Source organism: Hyphomicrobium sp., assembly GCF_041659645.1.
Lineage (GTDB): Bacteria > Pseudomonadota > Alphaproteobacteria > Rhizobiales > Hyphomicrobiaceae > Hyphomicrobium_B.
In genome coordinates, this window is the sequence record NZ_JBAZXX010000001.1 from 307,376 (window position 1) to 329,892 (window position 22,517).

Below are 22,517 nucleotides of genomic sequence, written 5' to 3' on the forward strand. Positions count from 1 at the left end.
CGAAATCGGCGACAGGTGCGGCGAGATCATTATTCTCCATTTTGGCGGAATGGCGGAGATCGTGTGACGATCCGTAAAAAACTCACGGTGCGAGAGCCGCGATTGCCTTCAGGCCTTCGACGTAAGTCGGATAGGCAAGCTCGACGCCGAGTTCCGCCTTCATGCGCGCATTCGAGACTTTCTTGTTCTCGATGTAGAAGCTGCGCGCGGCGGGCGACAACGCTTCGTCGCTCGGATCGGTCGCGGGCGGGCAGGGAACGCCAAGCAATTCGGCGCCGTATTCGATGACGTCCTGGGGTGGTGCCGGCAAGTCGTCGGTGACGTTGAAAATGTGTGTGCCGGGCGCAAGATCGATGCTCGCTTCGACGGCTGTCGCGATATCGGCGACGTGGACGCGGTTTGTAAATTGGCCCGGCTTGAAGACGCGTCTGGCGGTGCCCGCTTTCAGTTGGTCGATGGCACTGCGGCCAGGGCCGTAGATGCCCGGCAGACGATAGATGACGAGCGATTGTCCGCTGCTGTTCGCGAGTTCGGTCCAGGCTGCTTCGGCCTTGAGGCGTCGCAATCCGCGCTCGGTGCCGGGCTTCGTTGCGGTTTTCTCGTCGACCCAATCGCCGTGGGCGTCGCCGTAGACGCCGACAGTCGAGAAATAGCCGATCCACTTGATCGACGGGCTTGCGGCGATGGCGTTGCCGAAATGGAGGAAGGCGGGATCGCCTTCTGCGTTCGGGGGTATGGAGAGGAGCACATGGGTCGCGGACTTCAGCGCGCCGGAGATGTCTGCGGGGGCTGACGATCCGTCGAAGAGGTACGGCTCGAAGCCTTGAGCTTTCAGCGCCGGAATCTTGTCGGGGCGCGATGTCGTGCCCGCGATTTCCCACTGCTGCTTTTGCAAACGACGCGAGAGTTCAGCGGCGCAGTAGCCCAGTCCGAAGCAGAAAAGTCGGCTCATGCTCCTTGTTCCTCCATTGGCATGATCCATTCGGTGGCGACTTCCGGATCGGATTCGAGATCTTGGTAGCGGCGTTGCAGAGCATGAAGTTCGCGCGCATCGGCGAGGCGGCGCGAGGCCCATATCGCCATTGCGCGGACGAGTGGCGAGCCGTCGCCGAGCAGCGGTTCGATATGCTGGAGGAGCGCGCGGTCGCCTGAGTTGCCCGACGCGATCAGTGCATTGCGCACGACGCGGTCGCGTCCCGTCCGCTTGATCGGAGTGCCCGCGAAGCGCAAACGAAACGCCGCGTCGTCCAGAGCCAGAAGTTGGGCAAGCGGTGGGTTGTCGGTTTCGGGCCGCGCTGCGTATTTGATTTCGGTCGCGGCACCCGCGAACTTGTTCCACGGACAGATAGCGGCGCAATCATCGCAACCAAAAACGCGATTGCCGATCGGGACGCGAAATTCGGGGGCGATGTGCCCTTTGTGCTCGATCGTCAGGTAGGCGATGCATCGACGGGCGTCGAGCTGGTAGGGCGCGGGAAAAGCGTTCGTCGGACAGATATCGAGGCATCGCCGGCACGAGCCGCAGTGATCCGACACACTTTCGTCTGGTTCCAGTTCGGCGGTCGTCAGCATGGCGCCGAGGAAGAGCCAGTTGCCGTGCTCGCGCGATACGAGAATGGTGTGCTTGCCCTGCCAGCCGAGGCCCGCTTTCGCCGCGAGCGGCTTTTCCATCAGCGGAGCAGTGTCCACGAAAACCTTGACTTCGGCGCCCGAGCTTTCGGCGAAGATGCGCGCCAGAGACTTGATCCGCTTTTTCAGGACGTCGTGGTAATCGCGGCCTTTGGCGTAGACGGAAATTGCCGCGTTCGAGCGATGGTCGAGTGCATCCAGCGGATTGTCGGGCGGGGCGTACGATTGGCCGAAGACGACAGCGCTCTTGGCGTCAGGCCAGAGACGCAAGGGATCGCCGCGCCGGTCGGCGTGCGTTTCCATCCAATCCATGTCGCCGTGGCGGCTCTCGTTCAGGAAGTGGGCGAGCCTTCCGGGAAGGTTCGCATCTGCGGCGAGGCGCGCAATGCCAACGGCGTCGAGCCCAAGCTTCTTTGCTTCGGCGCGGAGCATCTGGCTGAGATCGGAACGGACGAGCGAGGCTTCGGACATACAGCCATTTAGAAATCGAGATCGGAATAGGCAAGTGGCGGCGCCGTCCCGGGGACGCGATCGCCCAGCAAAGCGCGAAAAGACGGCCGGGATTTCATACGTTGATACCAGTTCTTGACGGTCGGATATTCGCGCCAAGGGATCTCGCCAAGATAGTCGCAGGTCGAAATATGGGCGGCGGCCGCGAGGTCGGCGAAGCTCAGGTCGTCGCCCGATAGCCAGCGGCGGGAGTCGGCGAGGAACCCGGTATACGACAGGTGATATTTGAGATTGGCGCGGACCGCCCGCAGGATGCTCGGATCTGGCGCAATCGGCCCCGACGGGCGCATGGAATTGTAAACCTTTTCGATCAGCAGCTCGCGGGTGACTTCACGGTCGAATTTACCGTGATACCAATCAATCAGCCTGCGGACTTCGGCGCGGTCCTCGCGGCTGCCGGGAATGAGCATCGGCGGAGCGGCTGCCGTGCCGTGGGCAACGAGGGAAATATCCTCGGCGAGGAATTCGGAAATGGAATAGGCGCCGCACAGCGTCAGGCCGTTGTCGGATTCGAGAACCGGCATCTCGCCAGCCGGGTTCTTGGCGAGAAAGCCCTGTCGCCATTCCCAGGGCTTTTCGTCGAGCAGCTCGACGTCGAGGCGATATTCGGCCAGCGCCAAGCGAATGGACCGGGATCGGGGACAAAGTCGATATTGCGTGAGGCGCAAAGGCATAGCGTTCCTGTGCTGATGACGTGCGCCAGTATACACCCGGTCTCGTCGATTCGATGGCAACTCGGCTAAACGACCTCTTTGGCGGTGCAGGAAATTCTGCTAACGCTCGCCCGTTTTGACGGGCTCGAAAGGGGATGGGCGAATGGAAAGTTGGCAGGCCGTGCTGCTCGGGTTGATCGAGGGGCTAACAGAATATTTGCCTGTTTCCTCGACGGCGCACCTTCTCCTGACGGAACGGCTTCTGGGCGTGACGTCTTCCGGACGCACGTTCGAAGTGTTGATCCAGCTCGGCGCGATCCTCGCACTGTTGACGGTGTACGCGGCGAAGCTGTGGAAACTGGCGCTGGATTTTCCGAGCGATCCGAGGACCCGTCGTTTCGTATTCGCCATATTGCTTGCGTTTCTGCCTGCCGTCTTCATCGGCGTGGCGGCACATAAATTCATCAAGGAGTTTCTGTTCGAATCGCCGCTGATCATTTGTATTTCTCTCGTCATTGGCGGCATCATTCTGCTGTTCGTCGACCGGATGAAGTATCAACCGCAGTATGTCGACGTGATGGACATCCCGCCTTTGAAAGCGGTCATCATCGGGTTTGTGCAATGTCTTGCGATGATCCCCGGCGTATCGCGTTCGGGTTCGACGATCGTGGGCGGCATGCTGCTCGGGGCCGACAAACGTACCGCCGCCGAGTTTTCGTTCTTCCTTGCGATGCCGACGATGACGGGGGCTTTCGCGTACGACCTCTATAAAAACTGGTCGATTTTAACGCCGGGCGACGTCAGCCACATCGTGCTCGGTTTTATCGCCGCATTCGTCACCGGCGTTATCGTCGTCCGTTACATGCTCGATTTCATTTCGAAGCGAGGACTGTCGTTCTTCGGATGGTGGCGCATCCTCGTCGGCGGCATCGGATTGGGCGCGCTGGCCGTGTTGCACTAAAAGGCTATCGCGCGGCGATCAAGCGGCGTGAGACGTTATCGGCTTCACCAGGACGCCGCGGAGGCTTTCCGCATCCTTGGCGTTGCGCAGGCCGTCGAGCGTCGCGGGATCGCGGACGAGGCGGGAAATGCGCGCGAGAGCTTTGAGGTGATCCGCCCCGGCGCCCTCGGGCGCCAGCAGGAAGAACAAGAGATCGACAGGTTCTCCGTCGTGGCTTTCAAACGGAATGGGATGATCCAAACGCGCGAAGATGCAGGTGATCGCCTTTACCGCCGGAAGCTTGACGTGCGGGATCGCGATGCCCCGGCCGAGGCTCGTGGAGCTTAACCGCTCGCGCTGTACGAGCGCGGCGTAGATATCCGGGGCGCCGGCGCCCGTGGCGGCCTCGGCCATTGTGGCCAGGGCCTGAAGCGCCTGCTTCTTATCATCCGCCTCAAGACGCGGAATGATCGCATCGGCGGCGAGCATGTCTTCGATGTTCATCAGAGTTCCATCCACGATGAAATGGCCGTCATTGTGTCCCTCCGCACCTGATGCCGGGCGGGGTCCACAGCGGTGTTATGCAAGAGTTAAGCCTACACTCAGTCCGTGTGCCTCGGCGCCGATGCGCCATTCGGTTTCGCCCCCAGAGGCAAATCGGCGTCGACCCATCCGATGTTTCCGTCATTCCGCCGGTAAACCACGTTGATTCCCCCATGGGCGGCGTTCTTGAAAATCATGAAGGACGCTTCCGATAAGTCGAGCTGCAACACAGCCTCGCTTACCGTCATATGGCTGATATTTCGTTGCCCTTCCGCAATAATAAGGGGATTCGCCTCGTCGTGCGGAGGTTCCTCGTCGTCGTTCAGGCTGACGATGTAATCGCGGGCCTCAACATCGACTTTTCGCCGGGCTGCCGCGGCTGCCGAAGAATGGTGCTTAACGCGACCTTTGTAGCGCCGGACTCGCATATCAAGGCGGTGAGCGGCTGAATCGATGCTGCCATAGGCGTCCGCGCCTTCGCCGTGCGCTTCGAGGAGCAGCCCATTCGTCAGGCGCACCGAGCATGTCGTCTTGAAGACCTCGCGCTCGCGCTCCAGCCGAATGTGTCCATCGACTTCGCGTGCGAGGTATTTCTGCAGAACCGCGCGGATCTTTTCGCCCGCATAGCCCTGAAAGGCGTCGCCGACTTCTACGTTCTTACCGGTGATTTTAATGGTCATGAAGATGCCTGTTCTGCACTGCCGAGGAGCACGTCCGTTACCGGGCGCAATCTGCTCCGAGGTTCCGAGCCACCTAGTCGTAGCATCCGTGGGGAAAGTGTGACCGACACTTCACCCCGGTGTTCCGTTTTCAGGGATAGGCCCCGGAAATGCCTCTGTCAAATCACGCTTGGGAAACAAAATTTCGCGAAAAAATGTTGCGTGTTCATTTGGTTAGCGTCACCGAGGGTCAAGCCATCCCTCCGAGGCTTTCCACCAGTCTCTTGTCGCGGCGGCGCTGCACGGAGGAGGGAATACGCATCGCTTCGCGGTATTTGGCGACGGTCCGGCGGGCGATATCGATGCCCTCGCCTTTCAAGCGGTCGACGAGCTGATCGTCGGAGAGCACGTCACCGGCGCTTTCGGCATCGATGAGCTGCTTGATGCGGTGTCTGACGGATTCGGAGGAATGAGCTTCCCCGTCGGCCGCTGAGGCGATGGCCGACGTGAAGAAGTATTTTAGCTCGAAAATGCCTCGGGGCGTCGCGATGTACTTGTTCGATGTGACGCGCGAGACGGTCGATTCGTGCATCGAAATGGCGTCCGCAATCACCTTAAGGTTGAGCGGTCGCAAGTGCTGCACGCCATACATGAAAAAGCTGTCCTGCTGGCGCACGATCTGCTCGGCGACCTTTAGGATGGTCCGGGCTCGCTGGTCGAGGCTTTTGACGAGCCAGTTGGCGGTCTGGAGGCAGTCGAAGAGATAGCCCTTGTCCTTCTCCGAGGTCGCCGTCCGGGCGATCCGCGTGTAGTAGGTGCGGTTGATCAGGACCCGCGGCAGAGTGTCACTATTTAGCTCGACGTGCCATCCGCCATCAGATGCCGCGCGGACGATGACGTCGGGAACGATCGGCTGTAGCTGCACCGAACCGAATTTCAGACCGGGCTTAGGATTGAGGCGCTTGATCTCGCGGATCATGTCGGCGAGCTCGTCCATGTCGACGCCGATCGCCTTTTTCAGCGCCACGATGTTGCGGCTGGCGAGCAGATCAAGGTTGGCAAGAAGCTCAGCCATTAGCGGATCGTAGCGGTTCTGATCCTTGAGCTGGAGGGCGAGGCATTCCGCGAGCGAGCGGGCGAAGATGCCGGGCGGATCCAACGTCTGGAGCTTGGCGAGGACGCTTTCGACGAGTTCCAGTGAGGCGCCAAGGCGCTGCGAAAGGGCTTCAAGATCGGCGGGAATGTAGCCCGCCTCGTCAACGAGATCGACAAGATACTGGGCGATGAGCCGCTCGACGGGGGCGGTGACGGTCAGCGGGAGTTGGGCGCTCAGGTGCTCGCGGAGCGAAACCTGGTTGGCGACGAAGTCTTCCAGGTCGCTGTCGCCATCGCCGCCATTGTGCATTCTTTGCGTGACATTGGCCCAGCTCAAGCCGGATGTGGCGCCTGACGGCGAGCCAGGTTCGCCGGTTCCCGGCTCTTGAAACACATTTCCGAAATCGACATCGAGGCCGCCGGTGTGGTCGCGAACGGGTTCCCTCAGATCGAGCCAGCTGTCGTCGGATGCGGTGCCGTGCTCATCCTGCCGTTCGGTGGGGGGCTCGTCGGCGGGCTTCGTGCCGGGGGACTCTTCGCGCTCAAGCAGCGGATTGCGCTCAAGCTCGGTATCTACGAATTCGGTCAGTTCGAGGTTCGACAGTTGAAGCAGACGGATTGCCTGCTGCAGCTGCGGTGTCATGACCAGCTGCTGGCCTTGTCTCAGCTCTAATTTTGCTGAAAGCGCCACGCTACTTCGTTGCCCCGCTACTAGGATTCCGGAGCCACCAATACTCAACCGGTATTAACGAACATATCGCCAAGATAGACTCGCCGCACATCTTCATTCGATATGATTTCAGAAGGTTTGCCTTGTGTCAGAACCTGACCGTCGTAGATGATATAAGCGCGGTCGATGAGGCTTAATGTTTCACGAACGTTGTGATCCGTGATCAACACACCAATACCGCGTTCGGTCAAGTGGCGAACGAGTTGCTGAATATCGCCCACGGCGATCGGGTCGATGCCGGCGAACGGTTCGTCCAGCAACATGAACGAGGGCCGGGAGGCAAGGGCACGGGCAATTTCGCAGCGCCGACGTTCGCCGCCCGAGAGGGCCATCGCCGCCGACTTTCTGAGCCGTGTGATGGAAAATTCCTCTAACAGGCTGTCGAGTTGCTCTTTGCGCGCCTTGCGGTTGGGCTCGATGAGTTCGAGCACGGACATGATGTTCTGCTCGACCGTCAGGCCGCGAAAAATCGAGGCTTCCTGTGGGAGGTAACCGACGCCGAGCCGGGCTCGTTGGTACATCGGCAGCTTGGTCACGTCTTCGCCGTCGATCGTGATGCGCCCCTCGTCGGCCGCGACGAGGCCGGTAATCATGTAGAAAACCGTCGTCTTACCGGCGCCGTTCGGCCCAAGAAGACCAACGGATTCGCCGCGCCCGACCGCAAGGTTGACACCCTTGACGACCATTCGCTTGCGGTAGGATTTCTTTACGTCATAGGCGGTCAGCCAGCCGTCGGCGCCAATCGCATGAGGATCTTCCGGCGGCGCTGCGGCGTGTGTTGCGCCGGTGCCATTGCCGTTGACATAGCTGCTCGATCCGCTCGGCGCCTTGCCGTTCGATTTCAGGCGAATTGGTAGAGCCTTAAACACCAAATACCTCGCCGTCTCTCGGCATGCTCCGTTGTCGCCAGCACTGTGTCCAACTCTGCGGCGCGGTCAAGGCGACGTACGGACCTGCCAGCCTTCGGCTTGAACTTTCGATTTTTTCAACTGTCCCGGATAGAAAACGGCGCTGGGGCGCTCGGCCTTGAAGACTTGACCACCACCCTGGCCGTCGCCCTCGCTGACGACGGCGCCGCTGCTTGTCGCAGTCGGCTCGGTCTTGATCGTGGCTTCACCCGTATTCATGTCGATGACAAGCTTTGTACCGTGGACGACGTTCTTGCCCTGTGTCAGCACGACGGCGCCGCCGAGGGTTGTGAGATTTTTCTTCACGTCCACTTCGGCCCAGTCTCCGGTTGCGGTCTGGCCGTCCTTGGCGACGACGACAACCTTTTTGCGCGCGGTTAAATGCGTGAGAGACGCGGCCGCTCCGGTTGCTCCGGCGCTGCCCGTCGTGCCCATCCCGGCGCTGCCGGTATAGAATGCGGTCAATTCTTGCGATCGCATCGTCACGACTCCCTGCACGGCTGAGACGTTGCCGGTGAAGATCGCGGTTTTAGCGTTGTCGTCGACATCCAGATTGTCGGAGACGACGTCGTAGGGCGAATTGGGATCGGTCTTGAAGGCTGCGCCAAACGACATGCCATCGCCGCCTTCCTCATCGCCGGACTGGGATGGAGAGCTTTTTGCGGAGGCCCTGACGAAATGCGCGGTGATCCGGCCCGGAGATGCGCTTCCCATGATGTTCGCGGGCGCCGAGAGCTGCATCTTTTGCGACGTGCGATTGTAGACGAGGCGGCGGCCCTTGAGGATGTTGGCGCCCTGCGTGACAACCACGGGACCTATAAGGGTCATGGTCTGAGCGGTCTGGTCGTAATCGACGCGATCGCCGACGGCGCGACGATCGTCGCCTTGGGTCAGGACGACGTCGCCTTCGAGGACGGCTGTGTTTGAGACGGTGTTGAACACCGCCGAGGTGCTCGTTGCCGTTTCGCCGTTCGACTGTTTCAGGACGACGGAGTCGCGGGCGACGATCAGCTTGACCTTCGTACCGGACGTGTCGGAAGCGTCGGCGGCGGTCTTCTTTTCGTCGCTGGCCTTGGTATCGGACTTGCCAGCGGGCGCAACTGCGCCTTCGTATGTGACGGTCATTTCCGGCGATGTCATCGTCGCGCCGTCCTGAATCGCGACGACTTGGCCCGAATAGATCGCGGTTTTCTTGACGTCATCGATGTCGAGGCGGTTTGATGCGACGTCGACGGGCTGGCCGGGCTTGCCGAATGGAAGCGCCGAGTTCTGCGCCGTCTGAGCGTTCGCTGCGGGCGCAGGCTCCTTCGGCTGCATGTGGGTGCGGACATTTTCGAGGAACGTGTATTCCTTGGTCTTCTGGCGGATCGTCAATTGATTGGAGGTGATCTGTCCGGCGCCCATGAGGATCGTCGACGGCTCGTTGGATGTAATGATGTTTTCTTTGGTCTGGACTGTCGCGCGCGTCAGCTTGGCGTTGAGGCCGCTGTCTCCCGTGACATCGATCGAGTCGTAGAGTTCGAGGATATTCGATTTGTTATCGAAGAGGCCGCGTGTGGCGGTGAGATACGTTTTCTGCTTTTTCGCATCGGTCATCTCGCCCGTTATGCCGTCGAGGTGAACGGCGGTGAGCGTCTTGAGATCCTGCTGTGCGGTTGCGGCCTTGACCCAATAGTGGCCGCCGTCGGCGTTGAAGCCCTGATAGTGCGGGTTGTGCATCTTCAAGTTGTCGGCAACGATCTTCGGGATCTCGATGGGCGGAAGCACTGGGCCGACGCCGGCATTTTCGAGAATGTTCATCGTGGCGATGACCGTCGTTGCGACGGCGGTGAGCGGCAGCGCGATCTTCAATATGCGGACGCGGCGGGAGTGCCGGTGCGCAATCTGGCGACTCTTGGTTCTATCGCCGGCAATGACGATGCCGGACGTCCGCGCCCGTCCGTTTCCTGCGGCCGATGTCCCCGTGGCAGCCATGCTGGCCATGCCAATTCCCCCTAAGATCCTCTAATCTCGCCTGCAATTGGGGAGACTTTGGGACCTGTTCGGCCTTGGCCGGATTCGCTGGGTCTCAGTGGGCAAATATGTCGTCGTGCTCGTACCCTGAGAGGTCGAGCCGGGCGCGAGTCGGCAGGAAGCCAAATGCGGACTGGGCAAGATCGGCCCGCCCCTCGCGGGCGAGCATCGTATCGAGCTTCGTCTTGAGCGCATGCAGGTGCAGGACGTCGCTCGCCGCATACGACATCTGGCTTTCGGAAAGTTCGGGTGCGCCCCAATCGCTGCTCTGCTGCTGCTTGGAAAGCTCAATCCCGAGCAACTCGCCGACGAGGTCCTTGAGACCGTGACGGTCGGTGTAGGTGCGCGCCAGTTTGGACGCGATTTTCGTGCAGTAAAGCGGTGTCGTTTCCACACCCAGATACTGCTTCAAAACGGCGATGTCGAAGCGGGCGAAGTGGAAAATCTTCAGGATGGCGGGATCTGCAAGGAGGGCCGTCAGGCGCGGCGCGCCGTAACTCTTGCCGTCGAATTTGACGAGATGCGCCGTCCCGTCGCCGCTCGAAAGCTGCACGAGACATAGACGGTCGCGATGCGGGTTGAGCCCGAGCGTTTCGGTATCAATCGCGACGCCGTGGGGAAACAAGAGTCCGGCTGGCAAGTCGCCGTGATGAAGTTTGATCTTGGATACGGTCATGATGTCTTTCACCGGTCCGCCGCCGCGGCTCTCACGAAACGGAGAGTTCCATTGGCGTCCAGAACCCTGGAGAAGCCTGGAGGGCATCAGTCTTTGGACGCTAATCGATTGATGTTGTTATGCGCTCGAGCGCTCAAAGCGCGGTAGGTCTGTAGCATTCGGCTGGCGAGCATAGCAAGCAGGGTTGATGGCATGATCACGATGATATCAACCATTACGGGTGCCGTTCATTCAGAATGTGTTAGCCTGGTGATCTAACCGCGCGTATATTATGGCCGTCATAGCCATGCAGTCTGGGCGCTGATCCAAGAGAGCGCGCCCCGTGCCTGCCTGATTGCGCGAGCGAGTACACATGACAGGGACCTTTGGAAGCTTCGATAGCGCCGAAGTCACGGTTCTGCAGTCGACCTTCGATTTTGCCTGCAAAGAACTCGGCGTCGGTGTCGGCGACGATGAGGGGCGGGAGCGGATAGCCAAGACTGTCATCGCGCTTGCAAACGCGGGGCAATTCGACCCTGATCGCCTGAGGGCCAGCGCTATTTCGCGATTGAAAGCGGTCGAAGCCGAACACGCGCGGTAGTGCGCGGCGGGCCTTAGCCGGTGGTCCCAGACCGTCGGGTTCGCATTTCAAAACACCGGATTTTTCGGCTTTTGCACCAGGGCTACCAAGAAAAGGCAGATGGCCGAGCCTATGGCGGCTGCAAAAAACCCATCGATGTATGAATAGACCGCGGCCTGCTGAGCGACGGCTGTGCCAAGCAATTTCGTGGCGCGTCCGGCGGTGACGGCGTGATCGGCAGAGTGCTCCCCGAGCACGTTCTGATAGGTCGTCAGACGGTCGACGGTCATGACCGTCGAGCCGTCGACGTGCAGACCGATGAGATTTGAGTGGATCTGCTCTCTCACGCGAACGAATGTCTGCATAAAAGACGTGCCGATTTCGCCGCCGAACAATCGCGTCATTTGAAGCAGGCTGCCAATCGTCAGGGCGTCGGCGGGTGAGATCGATTTGATGACGAGCACAATGAGGCTGGTCAACGCGAACGATTGGCCGAGCGCCTGCAAAATTTGCGACGGCAGAAAATCCTCGGTTGCCCACTCGCTCGTGAGGCCCGTGCCCATCAGGCAGGCAATGCCGATCATCAGGTTGCCGAGCGCGAGGACGTAGCGCCCATCGAAGCGGTTCAGGACCCATCCGAGCGGCAGGACGATCGCGAACTGCGGCAGTGCGATCCATAGCAATACCGAGCCAACTTGCAACTCGCGGAAGTTTTGTACGGTCTGGAGATAGCTCGGGATGATGTAGGCCGTGGATAGAATAATGAAACGGAACCCGGCGAGCAGCAGAAACAGTGGAATGAGGTTCTCTTTGACGATGACCCTGATGTTAACGAAGGGGCTCGGCGATATGAGTTCGCGCGCAATGAAAAGCGCCGTGAGCAATCCGCCGCCGACGAGCAATCCGACGATCAAGCCGCTGTTCAGCCAATCGAGGCGGTTGCCCTGGTCGAGGGCCGCATAGAGCAGACCGAAGCCCGCGCCGGCGTAGAAAATTCCGGGCCAATCGAGGTCGCGTAGCCGTCGGCTCAACCCGCTCTCGACGGGCATTCCGTACCAGATGCAGAAATACATGATGGGCAGAGCGATACAGTACTGCCAGTCGATCCAGTGCCAGGAGAGATTGTCAGTGTACCATCCTTCGAGCGAGGCGGCGACGTTTTGCGAAAGCTCGGAATTCATCGCGTAGATCGAGATGCCGTAGATGACGAGGCCCTTCGGAAGGTTGCGAAGGATATAGCTGACCGTCAGCGGGATGAAGGTTCCGGAACCGACGCCGCCGAGGAATTGCATCAAAAGAAATGCGTTGAGATTAGGTGACAAGGGTGCAAGCAGGCTCGTCATGAAGAAGACGATGATGCCCATCAAAAGAATGCGCCGAACGCCGAAGATGGCGCCGAGATATGGTGAGGCGACGCCGATCAGCATCTGTCCGACGCCGAAGCTCGTCGTGATCCAGGCGCCCTCGTCGAACCCGACGTGCAGTCCGCCGCGCAGGTCAGAGAGGCCAAATGTCGTCGTGCGGCTTCCGAGCGTGCTCATCATTGCACCGAGCAAGACACCGACAAGACCGATGTAGGGGCGTGACGAGAGGAGAGGTGTTTGTGCGGTCGTCTGCGCCGCGCCGCCCGACGAAACGGTGATCGTTACGGGAGAAGTCGCGGCGGCGGCGCTCATTTGCCTGGATCCGACGGGATCTGGGGCGTCCCGGACATTGGGGCGGCCGCATTCTCCGGCGGCGTGGTTCCGGTATCGATCGTGGCTTCGACAGACATGCCGGGCCGCACCAACGTTCCGAGCGCCGGATGGTGGTCGAGGACGATCTTGACGGGTACGCGCTGGACGACCTTGGTGAAGTTACCCGTCGCATTGTCGGGAGCAAGCAGCGCGAAGGTGCTGCCGGTTCCCGGCGACCAGCTGTCGACGTGACCCGTCAGTTGCAGATCGGGAAAGGCATCGACGTGTACGGTTGCCGGCTGACCGAGCCGGATGTTCGTCATCTGCGTTTCTTTGTAGTTCGCGATTACCCAAATGCCGGGCAGCGACACGACTCCGATCACTTGCGTGCCGATATTTACGAACTGGCCCGGCCTCACCAAGCGCTGGCCGACCAGGCCGTTGTCGGGGGATACGATACGCGTGTAACCGACGTTGTTCTGCGCGAGGGCGGCTTGAGCTTTTGCGGCACGCACCTGGGCTTCGAGCTGCACCTGCTCGACATCAAGGCTCGCAAGGATGGCTTTCTGCTGCGTGAGCTGCGCTCTGTTGAGTTCGAGCTGGGCGGCCGTGCGCTTGGAATTGTCTTCGGCCTGTTCGACGCCTTGCGGCGTGCCGGCTATGCCCGACTTTAGAAGATTGTTCTGACGTGTGGTTTCGAGATTGTAGCGATCGAGATCGGCGTTCGTGGCATCGATTGTCGCTTCAGCCTGCCGGATCAAGCTGCGCTGAACGTCTTTCTGGTTGGCGAGATTGGCCAAGTTTGCCTGCGCCGCGCTGACGTTTGCCTGCGCCTGTACGAGGGCGGCGTTATAGTCGGCAGGATCGATCTGGACGATCAGATCGCCCCGTTTGACCGGCTGGAAATCCTTGACGGCGACCGACTCGATATAGCCCGAGACCTTGGCGGCAAGTGGCGTGACGTCGCCCGAGATGAAAGCGTCATCCGTCGTTTCGAAGCGGGCGGCGCCGGTCCAACGGTCCCAGTGGCCGGCGATGTACCAGACGAGATAGACAGCGAGGGCGACGGCGAGCACGCGCAATGTTGTGAAAACCCAAGCCGGCGTCGGACGGCGCGTTGCCGATGTTGGGGCGGGTTGCTGTTCGCCGGCCGGGCTGTCGGTCATAGATTTCCCTTAGGGTTCGCCAGCGTAACACTATCGCGGTTGGGACAGAAAACCGTGTCGACACGGGCGGCGGGCTATCGCTTAGGCGCGATTACAACGACGCTGCCTTGGCTCGTTGCATCATCTCGGCGCGGAAGGGAAGACCCAAAATTTCGCAAACGCACTGCGCTTTTTGACTGCCAAGGCGCGGCGTTTCGGCCGACCTCGTTTCGCGCCCTTCAGGCGCGGCAGCCTTCGACGAATAGCTGGGCGCAGAACTTTGCTCTTGCTTCGATTTCTTCGGGTGTTGGGACGTGAGCCAGGCCAAGCATGACCGTTCGTTGGAGATCCATGGTCATCATGCCCCTTAAGGCGGATGCGGTCGTGTGAGGATCGTCAATTTTGAGTAACCCGCGTCCGCGTTGTCGTTCGAGCCAGGCGGCTATGGCATCGGTGGTTTGGACGACCGCGATATCGTGGAAAGCAGCGGCGAGTTCAGGAAACCGCTCGCTTTCTCCAATGACGAGACGCAGCAGCGCGATCGTCTCGCTGCTGAGCGTCAAAGAGCCGAAAGACGTCAGGATGTGCTCGACGGCTTCGGTCAGCTCGTATTTGTCGAGATCGACCGGATCGACTTCGAGCATGAACTTGCCGATGCGGTCCGACATCACCTTTTTAAAGAGGTCGGACTTGCAGGGGATCAGGCGGTACATCGTTTTGGTCGATATACCTGCGCGCTGGGCGACATTGCCCATCGTCGTCGAAGCGAACCCATTGGCCTGAAACTCAACGGTTGCAGCTTCAACGAGCAGATTCAGCGTCTCGTTGTCCGGCCGGACTTGTGGCCGACCGCGGGACCTTTTCTGGATAGCACTATTTAATCCCATAACCATTTTCCAAATTCGCTTGACAACCACATAGTACTTCCTATTTTGGAAAACAATAGGTTTCTAATTTGTCGCGACCGGTGCCGCGGCATCTTTTTTGGGAGCAATCCGATGAGCCTCCATTCGAAGACGTTAACGCCTGATAGGCAGATTTCGGAAGGTGAAACAGTGCCTTACGTCCGGCATCCGGAAAGCGATCGAGTGGCCGAACAGCGCGAGCCGGTGCCTCGGGAGGCTGCGGCTCCCCAGAGCGATCCGGCGGAAGCGGCTGCAGACCCCGGGCCTCGGCGGGGGGTGCGCCAAGCGCTGATCGCCGGAGCGAGTTTGGCAGTCTTGGCTGCCACCGGATATCTCGGCTGGGAGTATTGGAGCGTCTGGCGCTTCCAGGTTTCGACCGACGACGCCTACGTCCAAGCGGATAATACGACGATCGCGCCGCGAGTGTCTGGGTATCTCACGCAGGTTCTCATCAACGACAACGAGCGCGTGAAAGCCGGGCAAGCACTGGCGCGCATCGACGACCGGGATTTCAAGGTCGCGCTCGAACAGGCGAAAGCCGACGTCCTCGGTGCCAAGGCGGTGGTCGACAACAAGGTGGCGTCGCTCGATACGCAACAGTCGGTGATCGCCAGTGCCAAGGCGACGGTCGACGTCGACAAGGCCAACGAGACGTTCGCGGAGCAGGACAGCGAACGGTACAGCCATCTGGCCACGACGGGATACGGCAGCGTGCAGAATGCCCAGCAGGCAACTGCCCGGATCGCGGCTGCACGTGCGTCGATCGTGCGCGACACCGGCGCGCTGACGACGGCCCAGAAGCAGGTCGACATTTTGAAGGCGGAAGTCGCGCAGGCGAGGGCGACACTGGTTCACGACGAAGCCGTTCAAGATCAGGCCGAATTGAACCTCTCCTATACGACGATCGTCTCGCCAATAGATGGCGTGGTCGGTAACCGCACGCTGCGCATTGGTCAATATGTTCAGGCGGGCACGCAGCTGATGGCGGTGGTGCCGATGGACGCCGCCTATATCGTTGCCAATTTCAAAGAGACTCAACTTGAGGACGTGCGCCCCGGTCAGCCCGTGAGTGTCGAGATCGACACCTATCCGGGGATCGAGATTCCGGCACACGTCGATAGTCTGGCCCCGGCCAGCGGCCAGCAGTTCGCGCTGCTGCCACCCGATAACGCGACCGGCAACTTCACGAAGATCGTGCAGCGTATTCCCGTGAAGATCACGCTTGATCCGGATAGCCCTTTTGCGGGTGAGCTCCGGCCCGGGATGTCGGTCTATCCGACGATCGAGACCAAAAAGACTGAGCATGTGGCGTCGGTCGCAACGGAATAATCCTCTGGTGGCCGCGTTCGCGAGAGCGCGGCTACAATGTGGAGTCGACGGCTATGGCGAGCATCGCTGATACAAAAGGATCCGGCGCCACGTCTTCGCGTTCGGTGCCGGCGGGCGCCGGCGACAAAGCAAGCTTGACGACGTGGATCGCCGTTGTCGCCGGTATGATCGGCGCGTTCATGTCGATCCTGAATATCCAGATCACCAACGCGTCGCTGCTCGATATCGAAGGCGGCATCGGGACTGGTGCGGATAACGGCGCATGGATTTCGACATCGTATCTCATCGGCGAGATCGTCGTCATTCCCTTGACCGGCTATCTGAGCCGCGTGTTCTCGTTCCGCCGCTATATGATCGTCAGCACGTTCCTCTTCGCCATGTTTTCGATGGCGTGCGCCTTCGCGCACAATCTCGGCGAGATGATCGCGATGCGCGGTCTACAGGGTTTCGCGGGAGGCGTGCTGATTCCGATGGCGTTCACGATGGTGGTGACCCGGCTGCCGAAGCCGCAGCAGCCCATCGGACTTGCGCTATTCGCACTCGCCGTGACGTTCGCTCCCGCCATCGGCCCGACGATCGGCGGCTATCTGACCGAGAATTACGGCTGGCAGACAATTTTCTTCATCAACACCATTCCAAGCGCGATCATGATTGTCGCGCTATTGTTCACGCTTGAAAAAGAAAAGATGCAGCTCGGCCTTCTGAAGGAGGGCGACTGGGCGGGCATCGTGACGATGGCGATCGGCCTTTCCTCGCTGCAAACGCTGTTGGAAGAAGGCAATAAGGACGACTGGTTCGGGTCGCCGTTCATCGTCAAGCTTGCGGTCACGGCCGTCGTTTTTCTCACGGCTTTTGTCTGGATCGAACTGGTTGTGAAGAAGCCGCTGGTCGACCTTCGGCTGCTCAAGAACCGAAATTTCGGTCTCGGGACGATTGCGAACATGCTCGTCGGCTTCGCGCTGTTCGGCACGGTTTATGTGCTGCCGCAGTATCTCGGTCAGGTGCAGGGCTATAACGCCGAGCAGATCGGCAATGTTCTCGCGTGGACCGGCTTGCCGCAGCTTCTGATCATTCCGTTCGTGCCACGGCTGATGAAAAGTTTCGATGTGCGCTATATCGGCGTTGTCGGCATCGCGCTGTTCGCGGCGAGTTGCTTCATGAATGTCGACATGTCGCTCGACTATTCCGGCGATCAGCTCTTCATACCGAATATCGTGCGCGCTATCGGTCAGGCCCTGATCCTGACGCCCCTGACGGCAATCGCGACGGCGGAAATCGCGCCGAAGGACGCGGCCAACGCGTCGGGCCTGTTCAACATGCTTCGCAATCTCGCGGGTGCGGTCGGTACTGCGTCGCTTGCGACGATTATCACCAAGCGTGAACAGTTCCATTCGAACATTATCGGCCAGTCGGTCACGGTGTATCGCGATAACGTGCGGCAGCGGATCGACGAGATGACGAACTATTTCATGGCGCACGGCGTCTCGGATGCCGCAACGGCAAAGCATCAGGCGATCGTGGCGCTGGGAAACATCGTGAAGCGCCAGGCGCTGATCATGGGGTTCAGCGATACGTTCGCAGTCATCGGTGTGATGCTGTCAATCGCGGCCGTTGTCTTGCTGCTTGCACGCAAGGCCAAGTCCGGCACGACTGCCGCCGCGCATTGACGTTTCGATCCGACGCCGCACACCGATGCGCAGCGCCTTGCAGGTGTTGCGCATCGCGTCGATTGGGACTTCGTTGCGCTATGCGAAAGCTTCCGTCGCCGGATGCGGCTCATACAATTCTTCGAGCCGCGCAATCTCTTCGTCCGACAACTTGATCGAAACGGCCTTGATCGCATCGTCGAGCTGCTGAGGCTTGGTCGCGCCTATGATCGGAGACGTGATGGCGGGTTTATGCAACATCCAGGCAAGCGCGACCTGAGCAGGAGACTCTCCGCGCGCTTTCGCGACCTCGATCAAGCGATCGACGACAGGTTTGTCCATTTGCGCTGTCTTTGTATAGAGCCGTTGGGCGAACGGATCATTCTTGGCACGCTCAGTTTGGGGCTCATCCTGCCAAGCGCGCGCGAGACGTCCGCGTGCGAGCGGTGACCAAGGTGTCACGCCGATGCCTTCCGATAAGCAGAGACGAAGCATCTCACGCTCTTCTTCGCGATAGAGAAGATTGTAGTAGTTTTGCATCGAGATGAATTGCGCCCAGCCATGAGCGCGTTGCAGGCCGACGGCCTTCATGAACTGCCACGTGTACATCGACGAAGCGCCGAGATAGAGGGCCTTTCCCGATCGGACGACCTCGTCTAAGGCTTCGAGTGTTTCCTCGAGCGGCGTTTCGTAGTCATAGCGATGAATGATGTAGAGATCGACGTAGTCAGTGCCGAGGCGCTTCAGGCTGTCGTCGATTTCGGCGAAGATCGCTTTTCTCGAAAGGCCTTTACCGTTCGGCCCCGCGCGCATCGGTGAATTGACTTTCGTGGCGATGACAACTTCGTCGCGCTTGGCAAAGTCGCGGATGGCACGGCCAAGAACGCGCTCGCTCTCGCCGTGGGAATAGACGTTGGCGGTGTCGAAGAAATTGATACCCTTTTCGAGAGCCGATTTGATGTAAGGACGGCTGTCTTCCTCGCTAAGGGTCCAGGTCCATTTCATGACGCCGCCGTCGGATTGTCCGTAGCTCATGCAGCCGAGGCAGATGCGCGACACTTCAAGGCCCGTGTGGCCAAGCTTGACGTATTCCATGAAGTCCTCTTGGGTTTTGATTTCAAGGTGAGGTCAGCGACGCCGAAGACATGCGCGGCCCATTACGCCCTCAGGCCGTTATTGAGAAGCGTCAATATCGAGCCTCTGCTGCAACCGGTTCGCAACGAAGCGTGAGATGGCGGGACCTATGGCGAGGACGATCAAAAAGCGCAAGGTCTGGAGCGCCATGACAAAAGATAAATCGACCTTGGCGGATGCCGCTATGACGGCGACGGAGTCGGCGCCTCCGGGACTCGTTGCGAGATAAGCCGTAAGCGGGTCGATGCCGAGGGCTTCGACGAGGATGAACGCCAGACCGCCGCAGAACGCGATGAGCGCGGCGATCGAAAGAAGAACCTGTGGAAGCGTGCGCATCGCGTGAACAAGGATTTCGCGCGTGAAGTTCAGTCCGATCATCCAACCGAGAAGGGCATAAGACAAGGCGAGCAACCAGTGAGGCAGCTCGATCTGCATCAGACCGGCGCCGTGCAGCGTCGCACCGATGAACATCGGCACGAGCAGGGCGGCCACCGGGAAGCGCAGGACGAATCCGACGATGCCTCCGAACAGCGCCAAGGCCATCGTCTCGGCGAATGGTCCCGGATGGATTGGCGGAAACCAAATTGCCTGGTGTGCTGCAGCTGGCACGTTCACCCAGAAGTGGGTGATGACCGATGCCGTCGCTACCACCATGACGACGCGCAAATACTGCATGAAAGCGACGAGGCGGATGTCGGCTCCGTAGGCGCCGGCCATGAGTATCGAGGCCGTTGCGGCGCCGGGCGAGAGACCCCAGACCGCTGTCGTTCCAGGTATGATCTGCGATTTGGCCAAGATCCATCCGATCGTGGTGCTCGCAAGCACGATCAGCACGATGATCGAGAGGAGAAGTGGCCATTCCTTAAGGAATGCTGTGACGAGCTCGGGAGAGACGGCCGTGCCGAGCATGCATCCGATCAGGGCTTGCGCGAAGAGACGTGCCGCCGAGGGGAGGCGAACGCGGCCGCCGTTCGTTTCAACGATGATGGCCGCGATCATCGGGCCGAGCAGGATGGCGGCCGGAAGTCCGGTCGCCCCGATTAGCGTGGAGAATGCGAACGAAAGCGCCACCAGCACCAGCCACTGGAGCGGGAGGGACGCCGTTGCCAGCAGCGAGGGGCGCGTTTCCGGTCGTTCGCTTGCCAAGTCAGCACGATCCCAAAGTGATGTCGGCGACTTTGCGGACGCGGCTTATCCGGGGCAGGATCGTCGTTATGGAGAAAGCGTGCATCTCGGCCGACAGGCTTGAAGTGATGTCTTCGGCGATGACGATCTCATAGTTGCGCTCCCAGGCTTGGCGGGCCGTCGATTCAACGCCGATGTTGGTTGCTATTCCGCCGAGGACGATCGTTTTAATACCGCGCCGGCGAAGCTGGACGTCGAGTTCGGTGCCGTAGAACGCGCCCCATTGGCGCTTCGTCACGCGGATATCTGTCGCCATGGCCAGGCCAACGACGAGTTCGCTGAAATCGTCTGGAATTCCGTCCGGCGGCAACTGCATGGGGCTATCGACGGGTACGCGCACGGCATCGGCGAAATCTTTGGCGAAGGCGACATTGACGAGAACGACCGCCGCGCCCGCGGATCTGAAGCGCTTTGCGAGTTCCGATGCGCGATCGATGATTTCCGTTCCGGGGCGCGGTGCGAGCGGGCGCAATGCAATCCCTTTTTGAAGGTCGATCAGGACCAGCGCCGTCGTTTTGGGATCGAGTTGAAGCATCTGCGGAAGCCTTTCGCATCGTGGGCCGACGGCATTGGGATGGCCGGACCGCGAGTTCTGTGATATTTGAGGGTAGGCTCAAGTTAACCGGATAATTGAGTATGTCCTCAAATAAGTCAACAGAGACGCAAGAGCGCACCGCGTTGAGCCCACAGAGGCGGCCGGGGCAAGAGCGCGTGGCGGCGCTGCTCGAAGCGGCGGCGGCGGTTATTGCGGAGAAAGGCTACGACGGCACGACGATGGCCGAAGTTGCCGCGCGCGCCGGAGCGCAGATCGGCTCGCTCTATCGCTTCTTTCCCAACAAGGACGTCTTGGCGAATGCGCTCATCGAACGGTTCCATGCGCGGGTTGGAGCGGTATTCGACGCGATCGATCAACAAGCGGACACACTTTCGGTCGCCATGCTGGCGGATGCTTTGCTCAACGTGCTCGGGGATCTGCGCTCGGAGAGCCAGACGATCGTGGCGTTGTTGGACGGAAGTGCGGAATTGTCCGCCCGTCGGCAGGAGTTCCGCCGCGAGGTTCGAAAGCGGATCGCCCAAACGCTTCTCAAGCGTTGCCCTAAGCTGAGAAGGGCTCAGGCCGAGGACGTTGCCGCGATCTTGCTGCAGAACATGAAATCCTTGGGAGCGTTGACGAAGGAAATCGGAAACGGCGTTCGGCCATCCGCTCTTACGGAACTGCGTGTTATGACCCGGCACTATCTCTTGAAGATATTTGAGGACGCCGGCTGCCAAGCGTAAAGATTTTTCCTCCGCCTTCCAGCCAAAGCGCCAATGCGGTTGCCAGGATCACGGCGGTGATGGCACCCGAACTGTCCGCCACCAGTTCGCCCGCGGCCCATGACAAACCGATCATCAGTAGTGAAGGAAAGAGAACGTCTGCTCTGGTTCTGGAAAGCGATGCGATGACAACCAAAGCACCGAGCACGGCGCCGACGGCACCGAAGTAATAGTCACAAATAGCGCCTATAAAGACGATGACCAGTGTCACGTCGGCCGTCCCTTGGGAACGCGAATCGGTGAGCACACACCCGATTCTACATCAAGGACGCAAAAATTCCTGATCGGTATTTAGACAAACACCTGGATTTGCCGCCTAATTCTGCGCCATTTCGTCAGTGGACGCCGGATTCCGCCAGGAAGCGGTATCGCGTCCAGCGTAAATGTCGAGATCGCGCAGTGTCGACGCGCTCGCGGAGCTGGCGGATGCGGTTCATTTCGTAAAGGTCGACGACTTTGCCGCGACAGGTTCGGGTGAACGCGACGAGTTCGTGCTCGGCGGCATTCAAGCGCGCGGTGGCTTCGCGTTGGAAGAGCGAGGCAAGATTTGCATTCATGAGCACGACCCCCCTTCCTTCTACGCTAGGTGATTTGTGGCAGCGCAGAAAGCGGAGCTAACCTGATCTCCACAACCGAGATGACGCTTCGAAGAATGTGCGTCGGGACGGTTCCGATTTCGCTCTCGCGCGTCGGCGCGTCCAGGGTGGTTCTGTTTCAAAAGCGTGATGGGCCGCGTTTCATTCGAACGCGGGGGCATCGAAGGCAGCGCTTTGCACTCTCTCTTGGGCCGTCGCGAGATATGCCGGGGAGCTTTCCGCGATCGAGGCGGCGCCGCGGGGCGGTATGACCGAAACGATCCGTGCGATGGCAATACAGGGAAGCTGATAGGCGAAATGGATATGGGATTGAATGCCGTTCGTATTGGTCGACCGCCGTCACAGGGATGACGTCTAACCCCCGCGCTCGGACCGCTCGGCGTTTGGAGAGGCGGACCAATTTGAGTGGCTTATTTGTTCTTAAGTACAATACAGATCCACTATAACTCCTATTAGTGGCTCAATATAAACGCTGTTTGCAGACAAAACGACGCTCGTTAACCCATTGCTCTCGTTTATTTGATATTGTCTGTATACCTCATGTCCTCCCCCCGGAATGAGGCTTAAGCGTGGGCACTCGGCCATCCCCCCTCATTCCCCCGCCGGGTGCCCACCACTTTTCTCCTAATTCCGAGTGGTGACGCGTCAGGAGTTTGGGCGGCGAAGGGG

22 protein-coding genes are annotated in these 22,517 nt (G+C 59.9%); 5 read left to right on the forward strand and 17 right to left on the reverse strand.

Annotated features, from left to right (window positions below):
• Positions 1-82 precede the first annotated feature (82 nt).
• Genes WC811_RS01360 through WC811_RS01370 form a run of 3 tightly spaced genes read right to left on the reverse strand, consistent with a single transcriptional unit; the run spans position 83 to position 2,813 of the window.
• Positions 83-952: an SDR family oxidoreductase gene (locus tag WC811_RS01360; protein WP_372640109.1), complete on the reverse strand. Its 870-nt coding sequence runs from the start codon at positions 950-952 to the stop codon at positions 83-85.
• A complete protein-coding gene (queG, locus tag WC811_RS01365) occupies positions 949-2,100 on the reverse strand; it encodes a tRNA epoxyqueuosine(34) reductase QueG (protein ID WP_372640111.1) in 1,152 nt (383 codons plus the stop codon). The genes WC811_RS01360 and queG overlap by 4 nt, the downstream gene beginning before the upstream one ends.
• An 8-nt stretch (positions 2,101-2,108) precedes the next feature.
• Positions 2,109-2,813 (reverse strand): glutathione S-transferase family protein, encoded by a 705-nt coding sequence (locus tag WC811_RS01370; RefSeq protein ID WP_372640113.1) that lies wholly within the window; start codon positions 2,811-2,813, stop codon positions 2,109-2,111.
• A gap of 142 nt (positions 2,814-2,955) precedes the next feature.
• On the opposite strand from WC811_RS01370, the gene WC811_RS01375 reads away from it, so the two are divergent.
• Positions 2,956-3,753, forward strand: a complete 798-nt coding sequence (locus WC811_RS01375; protein ID WP_372640115.1) for an undecaprenyl-diphosphate phosphatase — start codon at positions 2,956-2,958, stop codon at positions 3,751-3,753.
• Between the two features lie 18 nt (positions 3,754-3,771).
• On the opposite strand, the gene WC811_RS01380 is transcribed toward WC811_RS01375, so the two are convergent.
• The 6 genes from WC811_RS01380 to WC811_RS01405 all read right to left on the reverse strand — a co-directional run bounded on the left by WC811_RS01380 (position 3,772) and on the right by WC811_RS01405 (position 10,356).
• On the reverse strand, positions 3,772-4,236 hold the full coding sequence (locus WC811_RS01380; protein WP_372640117.1) for a PTS sugar transporter subunit IIA: 465 nt from the start codon (positions 4,234-4,236) through the stop codon (positions 3,772-3,774).
• A 98-nt stretch (positions 4,237-4,334) separates the two neighbouring features.
• The gene (hpf, locus tag WC811_RS01385) at positions 4,335-4,955 is read right to left on the reverse strand and encodes a ribosome hibernation-promoting factor, HPF/YfiA family (RefSeq protein WP_372640119.1); all 621 of its coding nucleotides are present in this window, start codon (positions 4,953-4,955) and stop codon (positions 4,335-4,337) included.
• 229 nt (positions 4,956-5,184) lie between these two features.
• The gene (gene rpoN / locus WC811_RS01390) at positions 5,185-6,720 is read right to left on the reverse strand and encodes an RNA polymerase factor sigma-54 (protein WP_372640121.1); all 1,536 of its coding nucleotides are present in this window, start codon (positions 6,718-6,720) and stop codon (positions 5,185-5,187) included.
• 44 nt (positions 6,721-6,764) lie between these two features.
• Complete coding sequence (lptB, locus tag WC811_RS01395; RefSeq protein ID WP_372640123.1) at positions 6,765-7,628, reverse strand: LPS export ABC transporter ATP-binding protein; 864 nt, start codon at positions 7,626-7,628, stop codon at positions 6,765-6,767.
• Positions 7,629-7,694: 66 nt separating this feature from the next.
• Positions 7,695-9,650, reverse strand: a complete 1,956-nt coding sequence (gene lptC, locus WC811_RS01400) for an LPS export ABC transporter periplasmic protein LptC (RefSeq protein ID WP_372640125.1) — start codon at positions 9,648-9,650, stop codon at positions 7,695-7,697.
• An 85-nt stretch (positions 9,651-9,735) separates the two neighbouring features.
• Positions 9,736-10,356: a ribonuclease D gene (locus WC811_RS01405; RefSeq protein WP_372640127.1), complete on the reverse strand. Its 621-nt coding sequence runs from the start codon at positions 10,354-10,356 to the stop codon at positions 9,736-9,738.
• 352 nt (positions 10,357-10,708) lie between these two features.
• Here WC811_RS01405 and WC811_RS01410 point away from each other — a divergent pair, with 352 nt between their 5' ends.
• Positions 10,709-10,936 carry a hypothetical protein gene (locus tag WC811_RS01410; protein WP_372640129.1) on the forward strand — a complete coding sequence of 76 codons (228 nt, stop codon included), beginning with the start codon at positions 10,709-10,711 and terminating at the stop codon, positions 10,934-10,936.
• 47 nt (positions 10,937-10,983) lie between these two features.
• Here WC811_RS01410 and WC811_RS01415 read toward each other — a convergent pair whose 3' ends face one another.
• From WC811_RS01415 to WC811_RS01425, 3 genes are all read right to left on the reverse strand, one after another.
• Positions 10,984-12,591, reverse strand: coding sequence for an MFS transporter (locus tag WC811_RS01415; protein ID WP_372640131.1), 1,608 nt, complete (start codon positions 12,589-12,591; stop codon positions 10,984-10,986).
• Positions 12,588-13,757 (reverse strand): HlyD family secretion protein, encoded by a 1,170-nt coding sequence (locus WC811_RS01420; RefSeq protein WP_372640133.1) that lies wholly within the window; start codon positions 13,755-13,757, stop codon positions 12,588-12,590. Before WC811_RS01420 ends, WC811_RS01415 begins: the two co-directional genes overlap by 4 nt.
• 218 nt (positions 13,758-13,975) lie before the next feature.
• A complete protein-coding gene (locus WC811_RS01425; protein ID WP_372640135.1) occupies positions 13,976-14,623 on the reverse strand; it encodes a TetR/AcrR family transcriptional regulator in 648 nt (215 codons plus the stop codon).
• Between the two features lie 111 nt (positions 14,624-14,734).
• Here WC811_RS01425 and WC811_RS01430 point away from each other — a divergent pair, with 111 nt between their 5' ends.
• Positions 14,735-15,970, forward strand: coding sequence for an HlyD family secretion protein (locus WC811_RS01430; RefSeq protein WP_372640137.1), 1,236 nt, complete (start codon positions 14,735-14,737; stop codon positions 15,968-15,970).
• 53 nt (positions 15,971-16,023) lie between these two features.
• Positions 16,024-17,637, forward strand: a complete 1,614-nt coding sequence (locus tag WC811_RS01435; protein ID WP_372640139.1) for a DHA2 family efflux MFS transporter permease subunit — start codon at positions 16,024-16,026, stop codon at positions 17,635-17,637.
• 78 nt (positions 17,638-17,715) lie between these two features.
• Here WC811_RS01435 and WC811_RS01440 read toward each other — a convergent pair whose 3' ends face one another.
• The 3 genes from WC811_RS01440 to WC811_RS01450 all read right to left on the reverse strand — a co-directional run bounded on the left by WC811_RS01440 (position 17,716) and on the right by WC811_RS01450 (position 20,470).
• Complete coding sequence (locus WC811_RS01440) at positions 17,716-18,711, reverse strand: aldo/keto reductase (protein ID WP_372640141.1); 996 nt, start codon at positions 18,709-18,711, stop codon at positions 17,716-17,718.
• Between the two features lie 78 nt (positions 18,712-18,789).
• Positions 18,790-19,896, reverse strand: a complete 1,107-nt coding sequence (locus WC811_RS01445; protein WP_372640143.1) for an AbrB family transcriptional regulator — start codon at positions 19,894-19,896, stop codon at positions 18,790-18,792.
• A 1-nt stretch (position 19,897) separates the two neighbouring features.
• On the reverse strand, positions 19,898-20,470 hold the full coding sequence (locus WC811_RS01450; protein WP_372640145.1) for a hydrolase: 573 nt from the start codon (positions 20,468-20,470) through the stop codon (positions 19,898-19,900).
• A 101-nt stretch (positions 20,471-20,571) separates the two neighbouring features.
• On the opposite strand from WC811_RS01450, the gene WC811_RS01455 reads away from it, so the two are divergent.
• A complete protein-coding gene (locus tag WC811_RS01455; protein ID WP_372640147.1) occupies positions 20,572-21,213 on the forward strand; it encodes a TetR/AcrR family transcriptional regulator in 642 nt (213 codons plus the stop codon).
• Here the strand turns inward: WC811_RS01455 and WC811_RS01460 are convergent.
• Positions 21,158-21,463, reverse strand: coding sequence for a hypothetical protein (locus WC811_RS01460; RefSeq protein WP_372640149.1), 306 nt, complete (start codon positions 21,461-21,463; stop codon positions 21,158-21,160). The two genes, WC811_RS01455 and WC811_RS01460, sit on opposite strands and share 56 nt — an antisense overlap.
• Positions 21,464-21,587: 124 nt before the next feature.
• Positions 21,588-21,809 carry a hypothetical protein gene (locus WC811_RS01465; RefSeq protein WP_372640151.1) on the reverse strand — a complete coding sequence of 74 codons (222 nt, stop codon included), beginning with the start codon at positions 21,807-21,809 and terminating at the stop codon, positions 21,588-21,590.
• Positions 21,810-22,517 lie beyond the last annotated feature (708 nt).

Bases quoted from the DNA above. Each gene is read 5' to 3' on its own strand.
- WC811_RS01380 (WP_372640117.1), bottom strand. From the start codon at position 4,236: ATGAACATCGAAGACATGCTCGCCGCCGATGCGATCATTCCGCGTCTT.
- WC811_RS01450 (WP_372640145.1), bottom strand. From the start codon at position 20,470: ATGCTTCAACTCGATCCCAAAACGACGGCGCTGGTCCTGATCGACCTT.
- lptC (WP_372640125.1), bottom strand. From the start codon at position 9,650: ATGGCCAGCATGGCTGCCACGGGGACATCGGCCGCAGGAAACGGACGG.
- WC811_RS01455 (WP_372640147.1), top strand. From the start codon at position 20,572: ATGTCCTCAAATAAGTCAACAGAGACGCAAGAGCGCACCGCGTTGAGC.
- WC811_RS01415 (WP_372640131.1), bottom strand. From the start codon at position 12,591: ATGAGCGCCGCCGCCGCGACTTCTCCCGTAACGATCACCGTTTCGTCG.
- WC811_RS01435 (WP_372640139.1), top strand. From the start codon at position 16,024: ATGGCGAGCATCGCTGATACAAAAGGATCCGGCGCCACGTCTTCGCGT.
- WC811_RS01430 (WP_372640137.1), top strand. From the start codon at position 14,735: ATGAGCCTCCATTCGAAGACGTTAACGCCTGATAGGCAGATTTCGGAA.
- WC811_RS01370 (WP_372640113.1), bottom strand. From the start codon at position 2,813: ATGCCTTTGCGCCTCACGCAATATCGACTTTGTCCCCGATCCCGGTCC.
- WC811_RS01440 (WP_372640141.1), bottom strand. From the start codon at position 18,711: ATGGAATACGTCAAGCTTGGCCACACGGGCCTTGAAGTGTCGCGCATC.
- WC811_RS01420 (WP_372640133.1), bottom strand. From the start codon at position 13,757: ATGACCGACAGCCCGGCCGGCGAACAGCAACCCGCCCCAACATCGGCA.
- queG (WP_372640111.1), bottom strand. From the start codon at position 2,100: ATGTCCGAAGCCTCGCTCGTCCGTTCCGATCTCAGCCAGATGCTCCGC.
- hpf (WP_372640119.1), bottom strand. From the start codon at position 4,955: ATGACCATTAAAATCACCGGTAAGAACGTAGAAGTCGGCGACGCCTTT.
- WC811_RS01375 (WP_372640115.1), top strand. From the start codon at position 2,956: ATGGAAAGTTGGCAGGCCGTGCTGCTCGGGTTGATCGAGGGGCTAACA.
- WC811_RS01425 (WP_372640135.1), bottom strand. From the start codon at position 14,623: ATGGGATTAAATAGTGCTATCCAGAAAAGGTCCCGCGGTCGGCCACAA.
- WC811_RS01360 (WP_372640109.1), bottom strand. From the start codon at position 952: ATGAGCCGACTTTTCTGCTTCGGACTGGGCTACTGCGCCGCTGAACTC.
- WC811_RS01405 (WP_372640127.1), bottom strand. From the start codon at position 10,356: ATGACCGTATCCAAGATCAAACTTCATCACGGCGACTTGCCAGCCGGA.
- WC811_RS01465 (WP_372640151.1), bottom strand. From the start codon at position 21,809: ATGAATGCAAATCTTGCCTCGCTCTTCCAACGCGAAGCCACCGCGCGC.
- WC811_RS01410 (WP_372640129.1), top strand. From the start codon at position 10,709: ATGACAGGGACCTTTGGAAGCTTCGATAGCGCCGAAGTCACGGTTCTG.